Annotated in this window: 20 protein-coding genes; 18 read left to right on the forward strand and 2 right to left on the reverse strand. The window is 57.6% G+C overall.

Annotated features, from left to right (window positions below; all coding sequences use genetic code 11):
* Nucleotides 1-290: 290 nt before the first annotated feature.
* From P0G09_RS02975 to hslO, 12 genes are all read left to right on the forward strand, one after another.
* A complete protein-coding gene (locus tag P0G09_RS02975; RefSeq protein ID WP_275251877.1) occupies nt 291-599 on the forward strand; it encodes a YerC/YecD family TrpR-related protein in 309 nt (102 codons plus the stop codon).
* A gap of 60 nt (nt 600-659) precedes the next feature.
* Entirely contained in the window at nt 660-983 is a 324-nt protein-coding gene (locus tag P0G09_RS02980) for a hypothetical protein (RefSeq protein ID WP_035394090.1), read from the forward strand.
* Nucleotides 984-1,155: 172 nt separating this feature from the next.
* A complete protein-coding gene (locus P0G09_RS02985; RefSeq protein ID WP_035394092.1) occupies nt 1,156-1,815 on the forward strand; it encodes an HAD hydrolase-like protein in 660 nt (219 codons plus the stop codon).
* Between the two features lie 59 nt (nt 1,816-1,874).
* Nucleotides 1,875-3,671, forward strand: a complete 1,797-nt coding sequence (locus tag P0G09_RS02990) for an SGNH/GDSL hydrolase family protein (RefSeq protein ID WP_275251878.1) — start codon at nt 1,875-1,877, stop codon at nt 3,669-3,671.
* 48 nt (nt 3,672-3,719) lie between these two features.
* Entirely contained in the window at nt 3,720-3,941 is a 222-nt protein-coding gene (locus P0G09_RS02995; RefSeq protein ID WP_275251879.1) for a hypothetical protein, read from the forward strand.
* A gap of 126 nt (nt 3,942-4,067) precedes the next feature.
* Entirely contained in the window at nt 4,068-4,808 is a 741-nt protein-coding gene (locus tag P0G09_RS03000) for a YjjG family noncanonical pyrimidine nucleotidase (protein ID WP_275251880.1), read from the forward strand.
* A gap of 37 nt (nt 4,809-4,845) precedes the next feature.
* The gene (locus tag P0G09_RS03005; RefSeq protein WP_275251881.1) at nt 4,846-6,741 is read left to right on the forward strand and encodes an ABC-F family ATP-binding cassette domain-containing protein; all 1,896 of its coding nucleotides are present in this window, start codon (nt 4,846-4,848) and stop codon (nt 6,739-6,741) included.
* Nucleotides 6,731-7,309, forward strand: coding sequence for a Gx transporter family protein (locus P0G09_RS03010; RefSeq protein ID WP_275251882.1), 579 nt, complete (start codon nt 6,731-6,733; stop codon nt 7,307-7,309). Before P0G09_RS03005 ends, P0G09_RS03010 begins: the two co-directional genes overlap by 11 nt.
* A gap of 122 nt (nt 7,310-7,431) precedes the next feature.
* Complete coding sequence (gene lon / locus P0G09_RS03015) at nt 7,432-9,882, forward strand: endopeptidase La (RefSeq protein ID WP_207683844.1); 2,451 nt, start codon at nt 7,432-7,434, stop codon at nt 9,880-9,882.
* Between the two features lie 15 nt (nt 9,883-9,897).
* Nucleotides 9,898-10,509, forward strand: coding sequence for a ribosome biogenesis GTP-binding protein YihA/YsxC (yihA, locus tag P0G09_RS03020; RefSeq protein WP_005932873.1), 612 nt, complete (start codon nt 9,898-9,900; stop codon nt 10,507-10,509).
* A 3-nt stretch (nt 10,510-10,512) separates the two neighbouring features.
* Nucleotides 10,513-11,274, forward strand: a complete 762-nt coding sequence (locus P0G09_RS03025; protein WP_275251883.1) for a class I SAM-dependent methyltransferase — start codon at nt 10,513-10,515, stop codon at nt 11,272-11,274.
* Nucleotides 11,267-12,178, forward strand: coding sequence for an Hsp33 family molecular chaperone HslO (gene hslO, locus P0G09_RS03030; protein ID WP_275251884.1), 912 nt, complete (start codon nt 11,267-11,269; stop codon nt 12,176-12,178). Before P0G09_RS03025 ends, hslO begins: the two co-directional genes overlap by 8 nt.
* Before the next feature lie 45 nt (nt 12,179-12,223).
* Here the strand turns inward: hslO and P0G09_RS03035 are convergent, their stop codons facing one another.
* On the reverse strand, nt 12,224-13,462 hold the full coding sequence (locus P0G09_RS03035; RefSeq protein WP_275251885.1) for a sporulation protein YqfD: 1,239 nt from the start codon (nt 13,460-13,462) through the stop codon (nt 12,224-12,226).
* Nucleotides 13,374-13,661, reverse strand: a complete 288-nt coding sequence (locus P0G09_RS03040) for a YabP/YqfC family sporulation protein (protein ID WP_275251886.1) — start codon at nt 13,659-13,661, stop codon at nt 13,374-13,376. The genes P0G09_RS03035 and P0G09_RS03040 overlap by 89 nt, the downstream gene beginning before the upstream one ends.
* 69 nt (nt 13,662-13,730) lie before the next feature.
* Between P0G09_RS03040 and P0G09_RS03045 the strand changes: the two genes are divergently transcribed.
* The 6 genes from P0G09_RS03045 to xseB all read left to right on the forward strand — a co-directional run bounded on the left by P0G09_RS03045 (nt 13,731) and on the right by xseB (nt 18,104).
* On the forward strand, nt 13,731-14,840 hold the full coding sequence (locus P0G09_RS03045; RefSeq protein WP_275251887.1) for a hypothetical protein: 1,110 nt from the start codon (nt 13,731-13,733) through the stop codon (nt 14,838-14,840).
* Nucleotides 14,841-14,918: 78 nt separating this feature from the next.
* Nucleotides 14,919-15,299: an Asp23/Gls24 family envelope stress response protein gene (locus P0G09_RS03050; protein WP_275251888.1), complete on the forward strand. Its 381-nt coding sequence runs from the start codon at nt 14,919-14,921 to the stop codon at nt 15,297-15,299.
* A 19-nt stretch (nt 15,300-15,318) separates the two neighbouring features.
* Nucleotides 15,319-15,762 (forward strand): transcription antitermination factor NusB, encoded by a 444-nt coding sequence (gene nusB, locus P0G09_RS03055; RefSeq protein ID WP_005933702.1) that lies wholly within the window; start codon nt 15,319-15,321, stop codon nt 15,760-15,762.
* The gene (locus tag P0G09_RS03060; protein WP_275251889.1) at nt 15,759-16,700 is read left to right on the forward strand and encodes a glycoprotease; all 942 of its coding nucleotides are present in this window, start codon (nt 15,759-15,761) and stop codon (nt 16,698-16,700) included. The genes nusB and P0G09_RS03060 overlap by 4 nt, the downstream gene beginning before the upstream one ends.
* Nucleotides 16,688-17,911 (forward strand): exodeoxyribonuclease VII large subunit, encoded by a 1,224-nt coding sequence (gene xseA, locus P0G09_RS03065; RefSeq protein ID WP_275251890.1) that lies wholly within the window; start codon nt 16,688-16,690, stop codon nt 17,909-17,911. The genes P0G09_RS03060 and xseA overlap by 13 nt, the downstream gene beginning before the upstream one ends.
* Complete coding sequence (gene xseB, locus P0G09_RS03070) at nt 17,889-18,104, forward strand: exodeoxyribonuclease VII small subunit (protein ID WP_275251891.1); 216 nt, start codon at nt 17,889-17,891, stop codon at nt 18,102-18,104. Before xseA ends, xseB begins: the two co-directional genes overlap by 23 nt.
* The last annotated feature ends 1 nt before the right edge of the window (nt 18,105 follow it).

Genomic DNA, 18,105 nt, shown 5'->3' on the forward strand with positions numbered 1-18,105 from the left:
AGGTCACGCTGTGGCTCCTTTGCCTGAAAATTGTGTATACTTTATCCCCATTTTCATAATTTGTCAATATATTTCGGAGCAGTTCAGAGGATGTGCTAATTCGACAGAAAATCAGGCAAAAAATTTTAGGTGATTTTATTTCATTTATGAAGAGAAGAAAACTGTGGACACGTTGAATTGAAAACGATTCACGCAAAAGACTTGACTTTCGCACTTTCATGTGCTAAAGTGATAACATGATATGATTCTTTCTGTCAGAAGTTCCGGCGTTTGCCGCAGAGGAGACCGCAATGACTGAGAAAAATTCCAGAAAAAACGAGACCGTAGATGCATTGTTCGATGCCATCCTGAGCCTTGAGAGCCGGGAGGAGTGCTATGCTTTTTTTGAGGATCTGTGCACAGTAAAGGAAATCTCCGATATGGCACAACGGCTGGAAGCGGCAAAGCTGCTGCTTGACGGCCGCACCTATGACCAGATCGTGAAAGAGGTAGAGATCAGCACGGCGACCATCAGCCGCATCAATCGCTGTATCCAATACGGAACCGGCGGTTACCAGAGCGTAATTGAAAAGATCTCTGCACAGGAGAAAAAGCAGTAACGGCTGCACGGCAGGGGACATAAGATGGGGTACACCTTATATAGAAAGGATGAGTCCCCTATGGCAACGATCAATTGTCCCACCACGCTGGAATGTCCGGCCCTGCCCCGTGTTACCCTGAGTCAGGCTGTGATCGATCTGATGGAAAGTATCGCGCTGCAGGAAAGTGCTCTGAGCCACATCCTCTGCGCCGAGAGCCAGAAGATGAAAACCGCACTCGCCATGAACGAGATCGACCTGTGCAAGCTGCTGGAAGTGAACGATTCGGCCACCAACATGGTGCACGCCGTGGCAAATCTGGAGCTGGTGTTGAAGGAAAAGCTGGAGTTTATCTCCAATAACCTCTATTATCCCTCCGCTGATAACGGCGCTGCAGCCCAATAAGCCTGCATGACCCCCTGCCTGTCCGCATTCTGGCGGGCAGGCATTTTGCGTTTTAAGGCCAGATTGTGACCGATTTGTATAAAAAGAATAAAAACGATTTGTTGGAATTGCTGAAAGCGCAATTCTGTGCTATACTATACCGTGTATATGTGTGAAAGAGAGGGAAACGAACTTGCAGCACTATGACGTGATCTTATTTGACGTGGACGGAACCCTGATCGATTCCGCCCCCGGCATCCTGAATACACTGGAAGAAGTTTTTACCAAGATGGGCGTGGATGTCACCCATGTGAACCTGCGGCGCTATCTGGGGCCGCCGCTCCGCAAGAGCTTTGGAGAGCATTTTTCTGACCCTGCAAAAATCGAGGAGGCCACCGAGCTCTATCGGGAGAGTTACCGCGAAAAGGGCAGCCATGAGGGTACGGCCTACCCCGGTGCGGCAGAGATGCTGCGCCGCCTGAAGGAGGCAGGATTTGTGCTCTGCACCGCAACCTCCAAGCCGACTGTGGTCGTGACCCCCATTCTGGAAGAACAGGGACTGGCCCCTTACTTTGATTTCATCGGCGGCGCGTCCATGGATGAGAGCCGGGATACCAAAACGGAAGTGGTGCGCTATGTTCTCACCCAGCCCTGTGTACAGGGCAAGCGGGTGCTGATGGTGGGCGACCGTAACGATGATATGCGCGGTGCTGCTGATTGCGGGCTGGATGCCGCCGGTGCCCTGTATGGCTACGGCAGCAGGGAAGAACTGGAGCCCTTTGGCCCGGTGCTGCTGGCGGAAAGTTGTGAAGAACTGACGGACAAGCTCCTGGCCTGCCGTGCAAACGGTTGAACGATAGGATAAGTGGTGAATATAACATGAATCATAAGAATCAATCGGACAAACAGTCTATGACATCGCTGCAGCGGCAGGCCGTTCTGGTCTGTGTGGTCTGCGCACTGGCGGCTTTGCTGACCGTAGGCATCACCTTGACCCTGCTCAAACGGGGAAAGCCGGAAACGCCCGGCACACCCGCAGGCTCTGTGCCGACGGACACCACCGGGGACGGCGAAAGCACAGATCTTGCCAATCACTACCAGATCGATAACACCTCCAGTGCTCTGCTGACTGAAACAGCGGATGCGGGCACGGAATATCTGGACAGCACCCTGTTTCTGGGAGACTCCAACACCGTGCGTCTGTATAACAACGGCCTGATCTCCTTGCAGCAGTTCTGTGCCAAGGAGGGCATTGGCACCCAGGTGGCCCTGAACGAAGGAATCGTCACCTTTAAGAATGACACCACCCACTACACCATCGCACAGGCGGTGGCAAAAATGAAGCCCCGCCGTGTCGTGATGACCTTTGGCACCAACGACACCGGCATGGAGGTGGCTGATTTTATCAGCAACTATACCGCGCTGGTGCAGGCCATTCAGGAGGCTTACCCCTACACTGATCTCATCGTGAACACGGTGCCTCCTATCCCGGAGAATCACTCCAATTACCCCCACATGGATCAAGCCAAGATCGATGATTTTAACATGGCGCTGCTCAACATGTGTGAACAGCTGGGGGTCAAATTTCTGAATACGGCTGAGGTTCTCAAGGGAGAAAATGGCTACGGCCAGCTGGATTACTACACGGACGGTGATATCCACCTCAAGAGCGCCGGTCTTAAGGCTGCGCTGAACTATCTGCGCACCCACGCCTACCAGACCGAGGATCGCCGCCCGGACACCAATAATATCCCCACCCGTACGCTGGAATATGTATCCAACCCCAGCTCGGCGGTGCAGGCCCCCAGCTCGGAAGAACCCGCTTCTTCCAGCGAGAGTGAAAGCGTCAGCAGCTCTGAGACTGCCAGCGTCAAGTTTGAGGCCCGTTATCAGGTGGAAAAGAGCGGCGGCGGTACCCTGAGCTGTGGGAACGAGAACGGCAAGACCAGCCTGACATACGGCATCACAGATGCATCCCAGTCGCTGACTGTCACGGCCACCCCTGCGGAGGGCCATGTGTTCGTCAAGTGGAGCGATGGCGTGACCAGCAAGACCCGTACCGATACCGGCTTCAAGCAGAATCTGGACGTGACAGCCGTGTTTGCAGCTGCTTCCGTTCACATCTCGGAAGGCAAGGCTTCCGCCGGCTCCTATGTCTTTAAGGCTGCGCTGGAGGGCAAATATGCCAAGAGTGAAAACCTGCATTGGTTCGCCAACGGTCAGGAAGTGAAGGAGGCCGCAGGCCATACAACGGTCACCGTGTCCGCTTCGGCCATCACCAGCGGCAGCTATAAGATCTATGCGGTGGTTGTGTACAACGACTGCGCCGTGGCCAGCAATGCGCTGACCATCACGGTCAGCCCGGAGCCTGCCTCCAGCTCAAGCTCCGGCAGCTCTTCTACTTCTTCCGGCAGTACATCCGCGTCCTCTTCGGAGAGCAGCAAGTCTGAGAGCTCGAGCAGCAGTTCTTCCCACAGCACGGCGGAAAGTGAGAGTAAGAGCGAATCCCAGAGCGAGAGCACCTCTTCTTCTCACAGCAGCTCGGAGAGCAAGGCAGAGAGCACTTCGTCCTCCAGCAGTGCTGCCTCTGAGAGCAAAACGGAATCCAAAGAGCAGACCAACAGTGAATCGGTCTCCGCTTCGGTTGAAAATGATATTGAGCCTGCAGAGGGGGCTTCCGCTTCCACCGAAGCAGAAGCCAGCCGGTAAACCTTTTTCTGTCTGCCCGCATAGGCTGGGCAGAAGGGAGGGAGCCGGATGTTCTGTGAAGAGATCAAGATCCCCGGGCTGCCCGGTGAGGGAACTGTGACCGATGGCAGTGTGGACTGGTATGAGATGGACTGGGAGAATGTGGACAACGGCGTGACCGAGGAGCAGATGCCCAGAAACGTTGACAAACCCTGCGCCGCACAAGATCCGTGCACGGACAATTCCCCGGTGCAGACCGATGATGAAACCTATGAGATAGTTCAGGAATAACCGGAAGCCAGCTCTGCCGGGGCGGGGCTGGCTTCTCGCTGTTCTTTTGATCTGGGAAAAATTCCCCGGTGATCGGGGACAAGCGTCCCGGAAAATGACACAAGTATGAAAGAGGGGTAATGAACCATGGCAAAATACTACTGTGTTCTGTTTGATGCTGATAATACACTGCTGGATTTTGATGCAGCGGAAAACAAGGCGCTGGCTGACACCCTGCGGGAGTACGGCATTGAGCCGGATGCCGAGACGGTGCAGACCTACCGCACCATCAACGAGGAGCTCTGGCGGCAGCTGGAAAAGGGTCAGATCCGCCGGGACAAGCTGATGGGGGAGCGGTTCACCCGCTTTCTGAAGGCAGTGAATGCCGCAGGCAACGGTGTGGAGATGAACAAATTCTATCTGGATCAGCTCTCTACCCACCCTGACCTGGCTTCTCCCAACGTGCTGGACGTGCTCCGGGAGCTTTCCGAAGTGGCAACACTGGCTGTGGTGACCAATGGCTTTGACCGGGTGCAGAGCCGCCGTGTGCGGGAATCCGGCATTCTGGATTTTGTGGAGGATGTGTTCGTTTCTGAAAAAATGGACAGTGAAAAGCCCAACCGCAAGATTTTTGATGCCGCGCTCCGTGCGCTGGGCGTGGAGAACCGTGAGCACGTGCTGATGGTGGGCGACAGCCTGAGCAGTGATGTGCAGGGCGGTGTGAACGCTGGGCTGGATACCTGCTGGTATAACCCCAACCACGCCGAGAATCCCGGCAAGGTCGTTCCTACCTATGAGATCAGCAGCCTGGAAGAGCTTTATCCGCTGGTGATGGAGCCGGAGGAACTGGCCAATGTGGGCCTGAAGAATCGCCGCCACCAGCTGTAATGCTGTGCGGCCTGTGTGAGAGATTGGAAAACGAACAATGCTGATACATTTGGAAAAGCTGGGCAAGAGCTTTGGCGAGAAGATCGTCCTGCATGATGTCACGGCCAGTGTCGAACGGGAGGACCGCATCGGCATCGTGGGCCAGAACGGCGCAGGCAAAACGACTCTGCTGAAGATCCTGACCGGCGAATATACGGACTACGAGGGTGAGTTCAGTGTGACCCATGGTGTGACGCTGGGTTATCTGGAGCAGAATGCAAAGCTCGACCCCACGTTGGATATCTACGGCGAGATGCGCTCCTGCTTTGCCCATGTGCTGGATGCCATGGCCCAGATGCAGATCCTGGAGCGCAGAATGGCCGCCAGCCCGGAGGATGCCTCTTTGCTGGAACAGCACGATGCCTTGCAGAACATCATTGATGCCGCTGACGGCTACAATATGGATGTCAACATCAAAAAGGTGCTGTCCGGTATGGGGTTTGCGCAGGATACCTGGACGAAGAATATCGCTGTGCTTTCGGGCGGTGAGCTGACGCGCCTTCGTCTGGCAAAGCTGCTGTTGGAAAAGCCGGATGTCCTGATCTTGGACGAGCCCACCAACCACTTGGATTTTGCCACCATGGAATGGCTGGAGAATTACCTCAAGGGCTATTCCGGTGCCGTGCTGGTCGTCAGCCATGACCGCTATTTCCTGGACAATATCTGCACCAGGATCTGGGAGGTCTCCTTCCAGACCATGACCACTTATAAGGGCAACTTCTCAGCCTATCTGCCTCAGAAGGAAGCTGCCGATGCCCTGCGCCAGAAGCAGCACGATGCAGATGTGGCGCTGGCCGAAAAGCTGCAGGATTATGTAGACCGCAATCTTGTGCGCGCTTCCACCACCAAGATGGCCCAGAGTCGCCGCAAACAGCTGGAAAAGCTGGAGATCACGGAAGCACCAAAGGATGAAACGAACCAGCTCAAGTTCCGCTTTGAGTATGATGTGGAGCCGTGGAACGAGTTGGTGCTGATGAAGAACCTGACCATCAGGATCGGGGAGCGCACCCTGCTGGAACCCTTTACCTACACGGTCTGCCGGGGTCAGCGGCTGGTGATCGCAGGCCCCAACGGTGCGGGCAAATCCACCCTGATGCAGGTGCTGGATGGTAAGCGCCGCCCCTCCGGCGGCATGGTACGGCTGGGTACGGGAGCCCGACCCAGCATTTTTGCCCAGCAGCAGAACCGTCTGGGACAGGGCCGGGTGATCGATGTCATCTGGAACAAGTATCCCCGGATGACGGAGCTGGAAGTGCGCAGCCATCTGGCAAAGCTGGGTTTCCGGGGCGAGACGGTGTTCAAGCCCTGCGAGGCACTTTCGGGCGGCGAGCTGGCCCGCCTGCGCTTTGCTGAGATCGTGCTGGAGCGGCCCAATCTGCTGTTTCTGGACGAGCCAACCAACCACCTGGACATCTACACCCGCGAGAACCTGACCGAGGCCCTGATGGCATACACCGGGACCCTGCTCATGGTCACCCATGACCGCCATCTGATGAACAGTCTGGGCTGTCCCATTCTCTATCTGGAAGATGGCAAGGCCACCCTGTATCCGAGCTACGATGCCCTGATGGGCCGTGCCGCTCCTGCTGCCGCTCCGGAAAAAGCCGGGGATCAGCCCGCCAAGGCCGGTCACGGCAAGGAGCAGCGCCGCCGCCGCGCGGAGCTGCGGGCCAAGATCAAGGCTTGCGAGGATGAAATGGAAGCCTGCGGGGCAAGGGAAGTGGAGCTTGACAATGAGATCAACTCCCCGGAGGTCTACAATGACCCCGATCTGCTCCGCCAAAAGAGCGATGAGCTCAGTGATCTGCGCTTCCATCAGGAGGAGCTGTTTGCTGCCTGGGAAAAGGCAATGGAAGAGCAGGAACAGTACGAACAGGCTGCTGGTGAAGAATAATCTGCTGCAAAGGAGAACAATGATGCCCTATAACCGCCGCAATTACAACAAAACGCACAGCATCGCCCTTTCAGGTCTGCTGTTTGCTCTGGCGATGGCGCTTTCCTTCATCGAGGGCACATTGGTCATCCCCGGGCTTTTGCCAGGCATGAAGCTGGGGTTGGCGAATATTGTGGTGATGTATGCCCTGTTCTTCATGGGGCCAAAACAGGCCCTTGTGCTGGATATGCTGAAGGCGTTCTTCGTCTTTCTGGTCTCCGGCTGGACGGCAGGTTTTCTTTCCCTCTGCGGCGGCCTGCTCTCACTGCTGGTGATGTGGCTGCTCTACTATCACTGCCCGCTGCGGCCTACCTGGTTCATCCTGTCGGTCTGCGGCGCGCTGGCCCACAACATCGGCCAGCTGCTGGGAGCCAGTGTCATCCTTTCCACAGCAGTGTCCCTTTACTATGCACCGATTATGCTGGTGCTGGGCCTTGTGATGGGAATGCTCACCAGTGTCACCCTGCGGGCCATGCTGCCTGCACTGGGACGGCTGGGTTATAATATCCAGGAAAACAGCAAAGGATGAGCTGCCCGGTTGCAACCGGGGCCGGAATCCGATATAATAAATCAAATCTGATTTTTACCCAACAAAAAAACTGCCCCCGGGATAGCGCACTTTGGCGCGGGGCAGCTGGGAGGTATGAGTTTATGTCTGAAAAAGTGACTGTCAAGGTGGAGCGCAATATCCTCCATCTTCCCGCCATTGCCCTGCGTGGGCTGGTGGTGTTCCCCAACAACCTGCTGCATTTTGAGGTAGGTCGTGACAAGAGTATTGCCGCTGTGGAATGGGCCGTGCGGAATAAATCCGAGGTGTTCCTCATTGCGCAGAAGGATATGAAGGCTGAGGACCCCAAGGCAGAGGAGATGTACCAGTACGGCGTTGTGGCCGAGATCAAGCAGGTCATGCGTGTTTCGGATGATCTGGTGCGCATTCTGGTGGAGGGCAAGTTCCGCGCCAAGCGCACCGAGCTGGATACCGACGGCAGCTTCCTGCTGGCATCGGTGCGGCCGGCTCCTGTGCGCCCCATCAAGGCAGAGGAAGAGACCGAGGCGGAGGCCCTGCTCCGCAACGTAAAAACGAGCTTCGATGCGGTGCTTTCCATGAATCCCCGCATCAGCAAGGACGTGGTGTTTGCCGTTACCTCGAATAACGACCCCGCCTTCCTGTGCGAGTACATCCCTGCCAATCTGCTCTTCCGCTTTGAGGATAAGCAGGCTGTGATGGAAGAGAGCACCCTCATCGGCCGTCTGCGCCTGCTGGTGGAACGCCTGCATCGGGAGCGCCGGATGCTGGAGATCGACAAGGAGATCGCCCAGAAAGTGGACGAGGCCATGGATAAGAACCAGCGTGATTACTACCTGCATGAGCAGATGCACATGATCAGCCAGGAGCTGGGCGAGGACGATGATACCACGGCCGAGGCCGAGGAGTACCGCCGCAGGATCCAGGAGCTGCATCTGGACGAGGAGCGGGAGAAGAAACTGCTCAAGGAAGTAGACCGCCTTGCCAAGATGCAGAGCAGCAATCAGGAGGGAACGGTCATCCGCACCTATCTGGATACCTGCCTGGATCTGCCCTGGAACAGCTTTACCGAGGACGACCTCGATATTGCCAAGGCACAGCGCATCCTTGACCGCGACCACTACGGCCTGAAGAAAGTCAAGGACCGCATTCTTGAAGTGTTGGCTGTCCGCAAGCTGGCTCCGGATGTCAAGGGTCAGATCATCTGCCTGGTCGGCCCTCCGGGTGTCGGCAAGACCAGCATTGCCCGCTCCATTGCCGAGAGCCTGAACCGCAAGTATGTGCGCATCAGCCTGGGCGGTGTGCGGGATGAGGCAGAGATCCGCGGCCACCGCCGCACCTATATCGGGGCCATGCCCGGCAAGATCATCAACGCCATGATCTCCGCCAAGAGCTCCAACCCCCTGATGCTGCTGGACGAGATCGACAAGCTGGCGGGCGATTTCCGGGGTGACCCGGCTGCTGCCCTGCTGGAAGCCCTTGATCCCGAGCAGAACACCACCTTTAATGATCACTTTATCGATATGCCGTTTGATCTGAGCCATGTGCTTTTTATCACCACGGCAAATGATCTGAGCGCCATTCCCGGCCCTCTGCGTGACCGCATGGATGTCATTGAGCTGCCCAGTTATACCCGGGTGGAGAAATACAACATTGCCCGCAAGCATCTGGTGCCCAAGCAGCTCAAGGCCTGCGGTCTGGCCGGGAAGGTCACCTTCTCCCAGAGCGCACTCTACGGCATCATTGACGGCTACACCCGTGAGGCCGGTGTCCGCACCCTGGAGCGTACCATCACCAGTGTCCTGCGCAAGTGCGCCCGCAAGATCGCGTCCGGTGAGGCGGAGAACGTTTCTGTGACCGGCAGCAGCCTGGAAGAGCTGCTGGGGCCCCGCTTCGTCAAGCCCGATTTTCTCAACCGGACCAACGCCATTGGCATTGCCAACGGTCTGGCCTGGACCAGCATCGGCGGCGAGACTCTGCCCATCGAGGTGCAGGTCATGGACAATGGCAGCGGCAAGATCACCGTCACCGGTTCGCTGGGCGACGTGATGAAGGAAAGTGCCCAGCTGGCCATCACCTATGTCCGTGTCCACGCCGAGGAATATGGCATCGACCCTGAGCGGCTGAAAAAGTGCGATCTGCACATCCATGCCCCCGAGGGTGCCGTGCCCAAGGACGGCCCCAGCGCCGGTGTTACTCTGACCACGGCTCTGGTGTCCTGTCTGTCCGGCATCCCGGTGCGCGGTGATGTTGCCATGACCGGCGAGATCACCCTGCACGGCAATGTGCTGCCCATCGGCGGTCTGCGCGAAAAGAGCATGGCTGCTTACCGTGAGGGGATGAAAACCGTGCTCATCCCAAAGGATAATGTTCCGGACCTGTACGAGGTGGATGACGAGGTGAAGAAGAATCTGACCTTCCTGCCCATGTCTGACCTCGCACAGGTGCTCAATGCCGCTCTGCTTAAGCCCAAGAGCGTTTCTGCCCGTCATCCGCACCCCGCCAAAAAGGCAAAGCCGGTGGAAGCGGCCATCCCGCCCGCACCGGAAAAACCGAAGCCGGGGGCTGTCTGCTAATCAAAGGAGCAAACGATGAATTACAACAAAGCGGATTTTATTGCAAGCTACGGCATTTCCAGCCAGCTGCCCGAAAGTGACCGTCCGGAACTCAGCTTCTCAGGCCGTTCCAACGTGGGCAAGTCCAGCCTCATCAACAAGCTGTGCAACCGCAAGAACCTTGCCCGCGTGTCCAGTACACCGGGCAAAACGGCCACCATCAACTTCTATGAGGTGGACAACTGCTATTTTGTGGATCTGCCCGGCTATGGCTATGCCAAGGTCAGCAATGCAGACCGCGAGCGCTGGGATGACCTCATCAACAGCTATTTTGAGGCTCCCCGGCATCATACCCTGCTGGTGCAGCTCATCGACTGCCGCCATGCCCCCAGCGCAGATGACCTGCAGATGCTGAAGTATCTGCACTACCATCAGATCCCCTTTGTTGTGGCATTGACCAAAGCCGATAAGCTCAAAAAGAGCCAGCTTGCCAAGACACAGGAGGATTTTGAAAAGGTCTGCCTGCCCTATGGCTGCCAGAAGGTGGTACTGACCAGCGGCGAGAACGGCTACGGCATCCCGGAGCTGCAGGCGGTGTTGAACGAGGCTGTGGCGGCTGAGTTCACCGATGACGAGGAAGCGGAGTAAACCATGGCCTACAATGAATTTGCCTATTTCTATGATGAATTCAACGGCGAAGCCGACTATGATGCCCTTTATGAGCAGATCCGGCAGGAACTGAATGCTCACGATATCCGGGATGGTATTCTGGCCGATCTGGGTTGTGGAACAGGGGAGCTGACCCTGATGCTGACCCAGGCGGGCTATGATATGATCGGCATCGATCAGTCCGAGGAGATGCTCTGTGTCGTGCGGGATAAGGCGGAACAGCTGGGCCTTTCCGGTAAGCTGCTGCTTTTGCAGCAGGATCTGCTCAAGCTTGACCTCTACGGCACGATTCGTGGCGCGGTGTCTACCTTCGATACCTTCAACCACATCCCGGACCTGGATACCGCCATTGCCAACGCGGCTTTTTTCATGGAAGAGGGCGGCGTGTTCCTCTTTGATATGAACACCCCTTACAAGCACCAGAAGGTGCTGGGGGAGAATGTATTTACCTTTGAGGAAGAGGATGCTGCCTGCGTCTGGCGCAACCACTATCGCCCTGCGGACCGCCGGGTGGAGATCACGGTGGACATCGACTACCGCGAGACCGGCGAACACTTCCATGAACAGTTCTATGAATATACCTACGACCTGGATACCATCCGAGCTGCGTTGGAAAAGCACGGCTTTGTGCTGGAAAAGGTCTGCGACGGTGAGAGCTTCGGCCCCCTGACCGAAGAGAGCGAGCGCTATTTCTTCTGTGCCGTCAAGCAGTATACCCAATTGGAGGAAAAAGAAAATGTCTAATCTGATCCGCGGTATTTCTGAAAATGGCGGTGTTGTGTTCTGCGGTGTGGACTCCACTGAGATCGTCCGCACGGCCGAGCAGCTGCACCACACCAGTGCGACCTGCAGCGCAGCCCTGGGCCGCCTGCTCACCGGTGCGTCCCTGATGGGCTCCATGCTCAAGGATGACGGCGATTCCATCACGCTGCGTGTGGCGGGCGGCGGCCCCACCGGCACGGTTGTTGCCTGTACCGATGGCACCGGCAATGTCAAGGGTTGCATCGACCACCCGCTGGTAGAGCTGCCGCTGAAAGCAAACGGCCATCTGGATGTGGGCGGTGCTGTGGGCAAAAACGGCGTGCTGACTGTCATCCGTGACAACCGCCTGCAGAAAGAACCCACTGTGGGCCAGGTGCCGCTGGTCTCCGGCGAGATTGCCGAGGACCTGACCAGCTACTATGCTTACAGCGAGCAGGTGCCCACCGTCTGCGCTCTGGGGGTGCTGGTGGATACCGACCTGACCATTGCCTGCGCGGGCGGCTTCCTGCTGCAGCTGCTGCCCGGTGCCACCGATGCCGAGATCACCCAGCTGGAGCAGAACATCGCCGCAATGCCTTCCGTCACTGAACTGCTTCGGGTAGGCAAGACCCCCGAGGATATGATGAACCTTGCACTGGCAGGCTTCAACCCCAATGTTCTGGATGAGCGCGAGGTGCAGTACAAGTGTGACTGCAGTGCCGAGCGCACCGAAGAGATGCTGCTGAGCCTGGGCCGCAAGGAGCTGGAAAAGCTCCGGGATGAGGACCCGGATTGTGAGGTCGTCTGTCATTTCTGCCACACCAAATATCATTTTGACCTGAATCAGCTGGTGGAGAAGGCTGCTTATAAAAAAGAAGCGGCCGAAGAACCCAATGAAAACGCATAAGATGTAACCTGAAAACGGCCTGGAGCGAGAAACTCCGGGCCGTTTTCAGGTGCAGATATCAGCAATGATGGTGTAGACCACCCGGTAATGCAGCGTATCGTTCTCGGTTGTGACATCCACTTTCTGCGCCACAAATTCTGCGTCCGGGTAATCATTTTGCAAGGCCTGTAAGCCATGCAGACGGGCCAGTGCGCTGGCTTCATCCTCTGAGGAATGAATTTCATTTTCTACCTGTTCGTAATAGGTGGTTTCCTCGACGGAAAGCGGGAACATCAGCCCCAGAAGCTCCGGCTGAAGATGCCGTGTGACCGCCGTGAAATCGTCCGCAGGGGAGAAAAGGGAAGGCAATGGGAACACCCGCCCGGCAAGGAAAAGCCTTCGCTGAACGACAGTGTTCCCGGTCAGCTGGTATGTGGCAGCCATCAGCGGAAGCTCTTCCGCAAACTCCCACTCGAACTGCGCCCGGACGCTTCCGGCGGCAGGCTGAAAGATCAGCGTGCCGTCCCGTTCAGCCCGGGCAGTGCCGATGAGTCCCTGACCTTTTTCCACTGCCTGCCCGGGAACCACCAGCATTGTCCCACTGACAAGGTTTGTGCTGACCACCGTGCCCGCAGCCTTTGCCCGCAGGCCATGGAGCGTTCCGGCGGCGATCTCCGGCACCGGTTTGGCTTCTGCCGCTTCCAGTTCCAGCCGCCCATCCAGAAAATTCAGGCTGACCCACGAGAATTCACCGCTCTGGAGCAGAGCATATTCCCCGGCGGCAAGTTTTTCCTGCGTGACGATACTGCCCGGCATCAAGGAAACAGTTTCCCGCAGCACGGAAGCTGCCCGCGCCTGCTGGCCGGTCGTCAGGCCGGAAGCATCCACAGCCCAGACAAGGCCCTGTGACCAAAGCAAAAGCGGCACAAACAGCAAAAGCCCGGCCCACAGCCCCCGCCGCCGGAGGTAGGGCCGCAGGAGAAAAAACAGCCCTGTCTTTTTGCGGATGTGCAGATGCACCCGCCGCTTGCGGGCAAGTTTTGCCAGCCGGAGGTAACGCCATGCCGCACATCGGGCTGTAAAGCCGCCGGGAGCAGGGAAGATATCAGTGAGATGCAGGCCTGTCCGTGCAGCTTCGGAGAGCAGGCCCTCGGTATCACCGTTCCGGGCAGAAAATGCTGCCCCGGCCCAAAGCTGTAAGATGCTGCATCCCTCCCTAATCGCTGGAAAATTCTGTGCGTAAAAACCGCCCCCGCAGGGTAATTCGGTGAGCGGCCAGCGTTTCGATTCTAAGCCCGTCCCCATACACGGTGAACAACCCGCCCGCGAATTCCAGGCAGAGCCTGCCCTCCTCATAGGTGCGCACCCTGAGGAAGTGCTCGATCTCCATCACACCGCCGCTCAGATAGACAGACGACTGCCCATAAAAGCCCCGGGGAGGCTGGCGCAGCATCCGGCCAAACCAGCCGCGCAGGGAGAGCCGCCCGGTTTTCTGCTGTTTCACACCCGCTCCCTCCCCGCCGGGCAAAACTGCGCCCCGTATCACATATATATGGAACCGGAGGGCGTGTGTATGAATCAGCTTTTCAGATGGGATCAGATGGGTTTGTTTTTGCTGGCACTGGCGGCAGGGATTCTGCCGTTTGCAGTGCCGGAGGTTTGTGCCGCTGCTCTGCGGGAAGGGCTGACCCTCTGCAGCGGGCCGCTGCTGCTCTCGCTGTTCCCGTTTCTCGTGGTATCGCGCCTGCTCGTCCAATGCCCGGAAAGCGACCTGCTGGCCCTGCCGTTCCGTCTGGCGGCGTGGGGCATCGGTATCCGCACACCCTGTGCGGCACGGGTGCTCTGCATCGGGTTCCTAGGTGGCTTTGCACCAGCGGCCAGTGCTGCGGCGCAGGCAGTCAGGACCGGTCAGCTTACGGCTGAGGAAGCGGATGCCCTGCTGCCTGCCTGTATCTGTTCCGGGCCATCCTTTGTGGTGCTGACGGTGGGGCAGAGCCTGCTGGGCAGTGCAGAGCTTGGCGTGCTGCTGTTTGCGTCACAGATCACCGCAAACTATCTGACCGCCGCCCTGCTGAACCGGTTTGCAGGAGTGCGTTCGGTCAAACCGGGATCTGCAGCGCCAGCATCCCCTGCACCGCCGCGGCTGGATGAGATCCTGGCCGATGCCGCCATAACGTACTGCAAGCTCTGCGGGTTTATCCTCTTTTTCCGGATGCTGGCTGCCGGGGCAGGGGCGCTTTTGCCTGCCGGTGCGGGCACACTCTGTTCCATTCTGCTGGAGGTCTGCTCCGGCTGTGACATGGCCTCCCGCACCGGACGATGGGGGAGCCTGCTCTGCTGTGCAACACTGAGCGTGCAGGGTCTTTCCGTGTTGCTGCAGGTGCGCACCATCTGCCCGCCGGAAATGACCCTGCGCCCGCTCTACCGGTCCAGGTTGCTCCATCTGCCGCTTTCACTGGCCCTGTTCTATCTGCTGCTGCCGGGCGGGGAGGCGGACGTGTTCAGCACTCTGCCTGCCCGGGTCCTTTTGATGCGGCGGGTGCCGCCGGATTGTGCCCTGCTCGTTTTTGCAGTGTGTTGTATGGCAGCCTGCACTTTGCGCAGTGGAATCCGTCAAGTTGAACAGAAACAGATGGCAAGAAATGCAGGTGGGTGTTGTATAAATTCCAAAACTTTGCTATAATAAGACGTAAGCATTCAATGACAGGGAAGCTTCCCTGAACAGATGGAAATAAAATAAATGAGCACACGCTTATTTTAGATGGAGGACCATAGAATGGATTTACAGAATATGGATCTTAAGGGCGGGAGCCTGCAAATTTCCACCGAGGTCATCGGCAAGATCGCACGCTGTGCTGCACTGGAAGTGGACGGTGTGTCCGAGGTCTCCTGCGGCAAGCAGAACAAAAAGGTCAAGGAGATGCTGGCTGCTGCCAGCATCCAGCCCCCTGTTACCGTGGAGATGCGGGATGGCACCGCAGAACTGACCCTGAATCTGGTGGTCAAGTTTGGTGCAAAGATCCCTGCTGTGGCCGAAAAGGTACAGGAGAATGTCAAGTCTGCTGTTCAGAACATGACCAATGTCACGGTAAGCCGTGTGAACCTTGTCATTGCCGGCCTTGCGGCTGAGGAACAGGAATAAAAAGTAGAAGAGGAAGATTATGGAAAATATTTTGCCCCGTCGTGAAGCCCGTGAGAATGCGTTCCTGCTGGCTTTTTCCCAGACCTTTGGTGATGTGCCCCTGCAGGAAGCACTGGATACAAACAACGAGTGTGGGGAAGAGCGCCCTGTGGATGTGTTCGGCCAGCGCCTGCTGAGTGCCTATTACAGCCACTCTGCAGAGGTGGATGACCTCATTCGTGACCATCTGCGCAACTGGACCATGGAGCGCCTGCCCCGTGTCAGCCTGACTGTCCTGCGTCTGGCTCTGGCTGAGATGCTGTATGGCGACGAGCGTAAGCCCGGTGTTGTCATCAATGAGGCTGTGGAGCTGACCAAGAAATACGGCGCAGATGAGGACTATCAGTTCGTGAATGGTCTGCTGGGTGCTGTTGCCCGTGAGCAGGGTCTGGATACGGAGCCGGTGGAGTCGGAAGAACAGTGAGCCACTATACGCTGGGCATCGACACAAGCAACTATGCAACCTCTCTGGCGGTTTTTCACACAGCCGGAGAGGTTGTTTGCGCAAAGAAACGTTTTCTGCCGGTCAAGGAGGGCCAACTGGGCCTGCGGCAGAGTGATGCGCTCTTCCACCATACCGCGGCTCTGCCCGAGATGTTGGAGGAGCTTGGCCGGGAGTTTGATCTGACCCGGATCTCGGCAGTGGGCGTTTCCCAGAAGCCGCGCCCCGTGGAGGGAAGCTATATGCCCTGCTTCCTGGCGGGTGTCAGCGCGGCCACAGCCTTTGCGCAGGCCCGGGGCATCCCGCTCATCCATACCACCCATCAGCAGGGACACGCGGCGGCAGCGCTGTTTGCAGCAAAAGGGGAAGAGCTCTTCCGCCAGAAAGTGCTGCTCTTCCACATCTCAGGCGGTACAACGGATCTTCTTCTCTGCAATGAGGTAAAGGAGATCACCACACTGGGCACCAGCACCGACCTATACGCCGGGCAGGCAGTGGATCGTGTGGGGGTCAAGCTGGGGTTTGGCTTCCCGGCAGGTGTGGAAGTTTCCCGTCTGGCTGCCTTGTGTGAGGAACCCATTAAGCCCAGATCCAGCGTGAAGGGGATGCAGTGCAGTCTTTCGGGGCTGGAAAATCAGTGCAATGCCCTGCTGAATGAGGGCAAAACCCCGGCGTATGTCTGCAAATACTGCCTGCTCTGTGTAGCGGACACCGTGGTCAAAATGACAAAAGCCGCCCAGAAGGAATACCCCGGCCTGCCGGTGGTCTGTGCGGGCGGTGTGATGAGCAGTGATATCATCCGCGCCTGGGTGCAGCAGCGCCTGCCACAGGTGTATTTCGTGCCCGGGCAGTATTCCAGCGACAACGCCATCGGTGTGTCCATTCTTGCCGCACAGGGGGCTGGATTATGGCTGAAGTGATCTCAGTCTCGGCCCTGAACCGGTACGTCAAGAATCTGCTGGACGTGAATGATGTTCTGTTCGATCTGGCCCTGCGGGGCGAGATTGCCAACTTTGTGCAGAACGCCCGGAGCGGGCACTGCTACTTTTCCCTGCGGGACGAAGCCGCCAGCGTCAGGGCTGTGATGTTCCGCTCCGATGCGCGGCGGCTGGGTTTCCAGCCCGAAGAGGGTATGAAGGTGGTGGTGCGCTGCCGTGTGACCCTCTACGAGCGGGACGGTGCGTTTCAGGTCTATGTCAACGACATGTTTCCGGACGGCATCGGTTCGACACAGCTGGCCTTTGAACAGCTAAAGGCAAAACTGGACAAAGAAGGACTTTTTGCACCGGAGCATAAAAAGCCGCTGCCCCGGTTCCCGCAGTGTATCGGCCTTGTTACCAGCAAGACTGGTGCTGCACTGCAGGATATCCGCAATGTCATCGGGCGGCGCTGGCCTGCGGTGCGTCTGCTGCTGGCTCCTGTGAATGTGCAGGGCTTTGAAGCGGCAGAGGAGATCGCCGATGCCATTACCCGGCTGGACAAAAGCGGGCGGGTGGACGAGATCATTGTAGCGCGCGGCGGCGGAAGCCGGGAGGACCTGTGGGTATTCAACGCCGAGGTCATTGCCCGGGCGGCCTACCGCTGCAAAATGCCCCTCATCAGCGCCATTGGTCACGAGATCGATTTTACGATCCTGGATTTTGTGGCAGATCAGCGCGCGCCCACGCCCTCAGCGGCGGCAGAGCTTGCTGTGCCCGACCGTGCCGAACAAGGACGAAAATTATGCACTTTGGAAGAAAATATTCACAATTGTATCCAATTTAAGCTGAGTTTATGCTATAATAGATTGGAACAGACCGAACAGCTGCTTTCCCGTGCCGGTGTACAGGCAGCGCTGGAGGAGCGTGCTGCCCACCTGGATACTCTGGCCGGGCGGCTGCAAACTGCCGCCAGAGGTAAGCTGCAGGCCGGAGAGCTGCGTCTGAAGCATACGGCAGCACTTGCCGCATCCCTGAACCCCTACGGTGTGCTGGCCCGCGGCTATGCCATGGTGCAGGACAATAGAGGAAGGATCTGCACGCCGGATGCGCTCCGGCCCGGGCAGACCTGTAAACTCCGGGGCACGGAACACCGCGTGACCTGCACGGTCAATACAGTGGAGGAACTGGATGAGAGCACCCAAAAGCTTTGAGGATGGAATGACCCGGCTGGAATCCATCCTTGAACAGATGCAGCAGCCGGAAACAACGCTGGCGGAATCGGTCAAACTCTATGCCGAAGCCGCATCCCTGATGGATTATTGTAACGGTACGCTGGAAAAGGCCACGCTGCAGCTGGATGAGATCGACGCGCAGCGGGCTCCCCGGCCGGATGCCGCACATTAAG

Origin of the sequence: Faecalibacterium sp. DFI.5.82 (assembly GCF_029076575.1) — a bacterium.
Taxonomy (GTDB): domain Bacteria; phylum Bacillota; class Clostridia; order Oscillospirales; family Ruminococcaceae; genus Faecalibacterium; species Faecalibacterium duncaniae.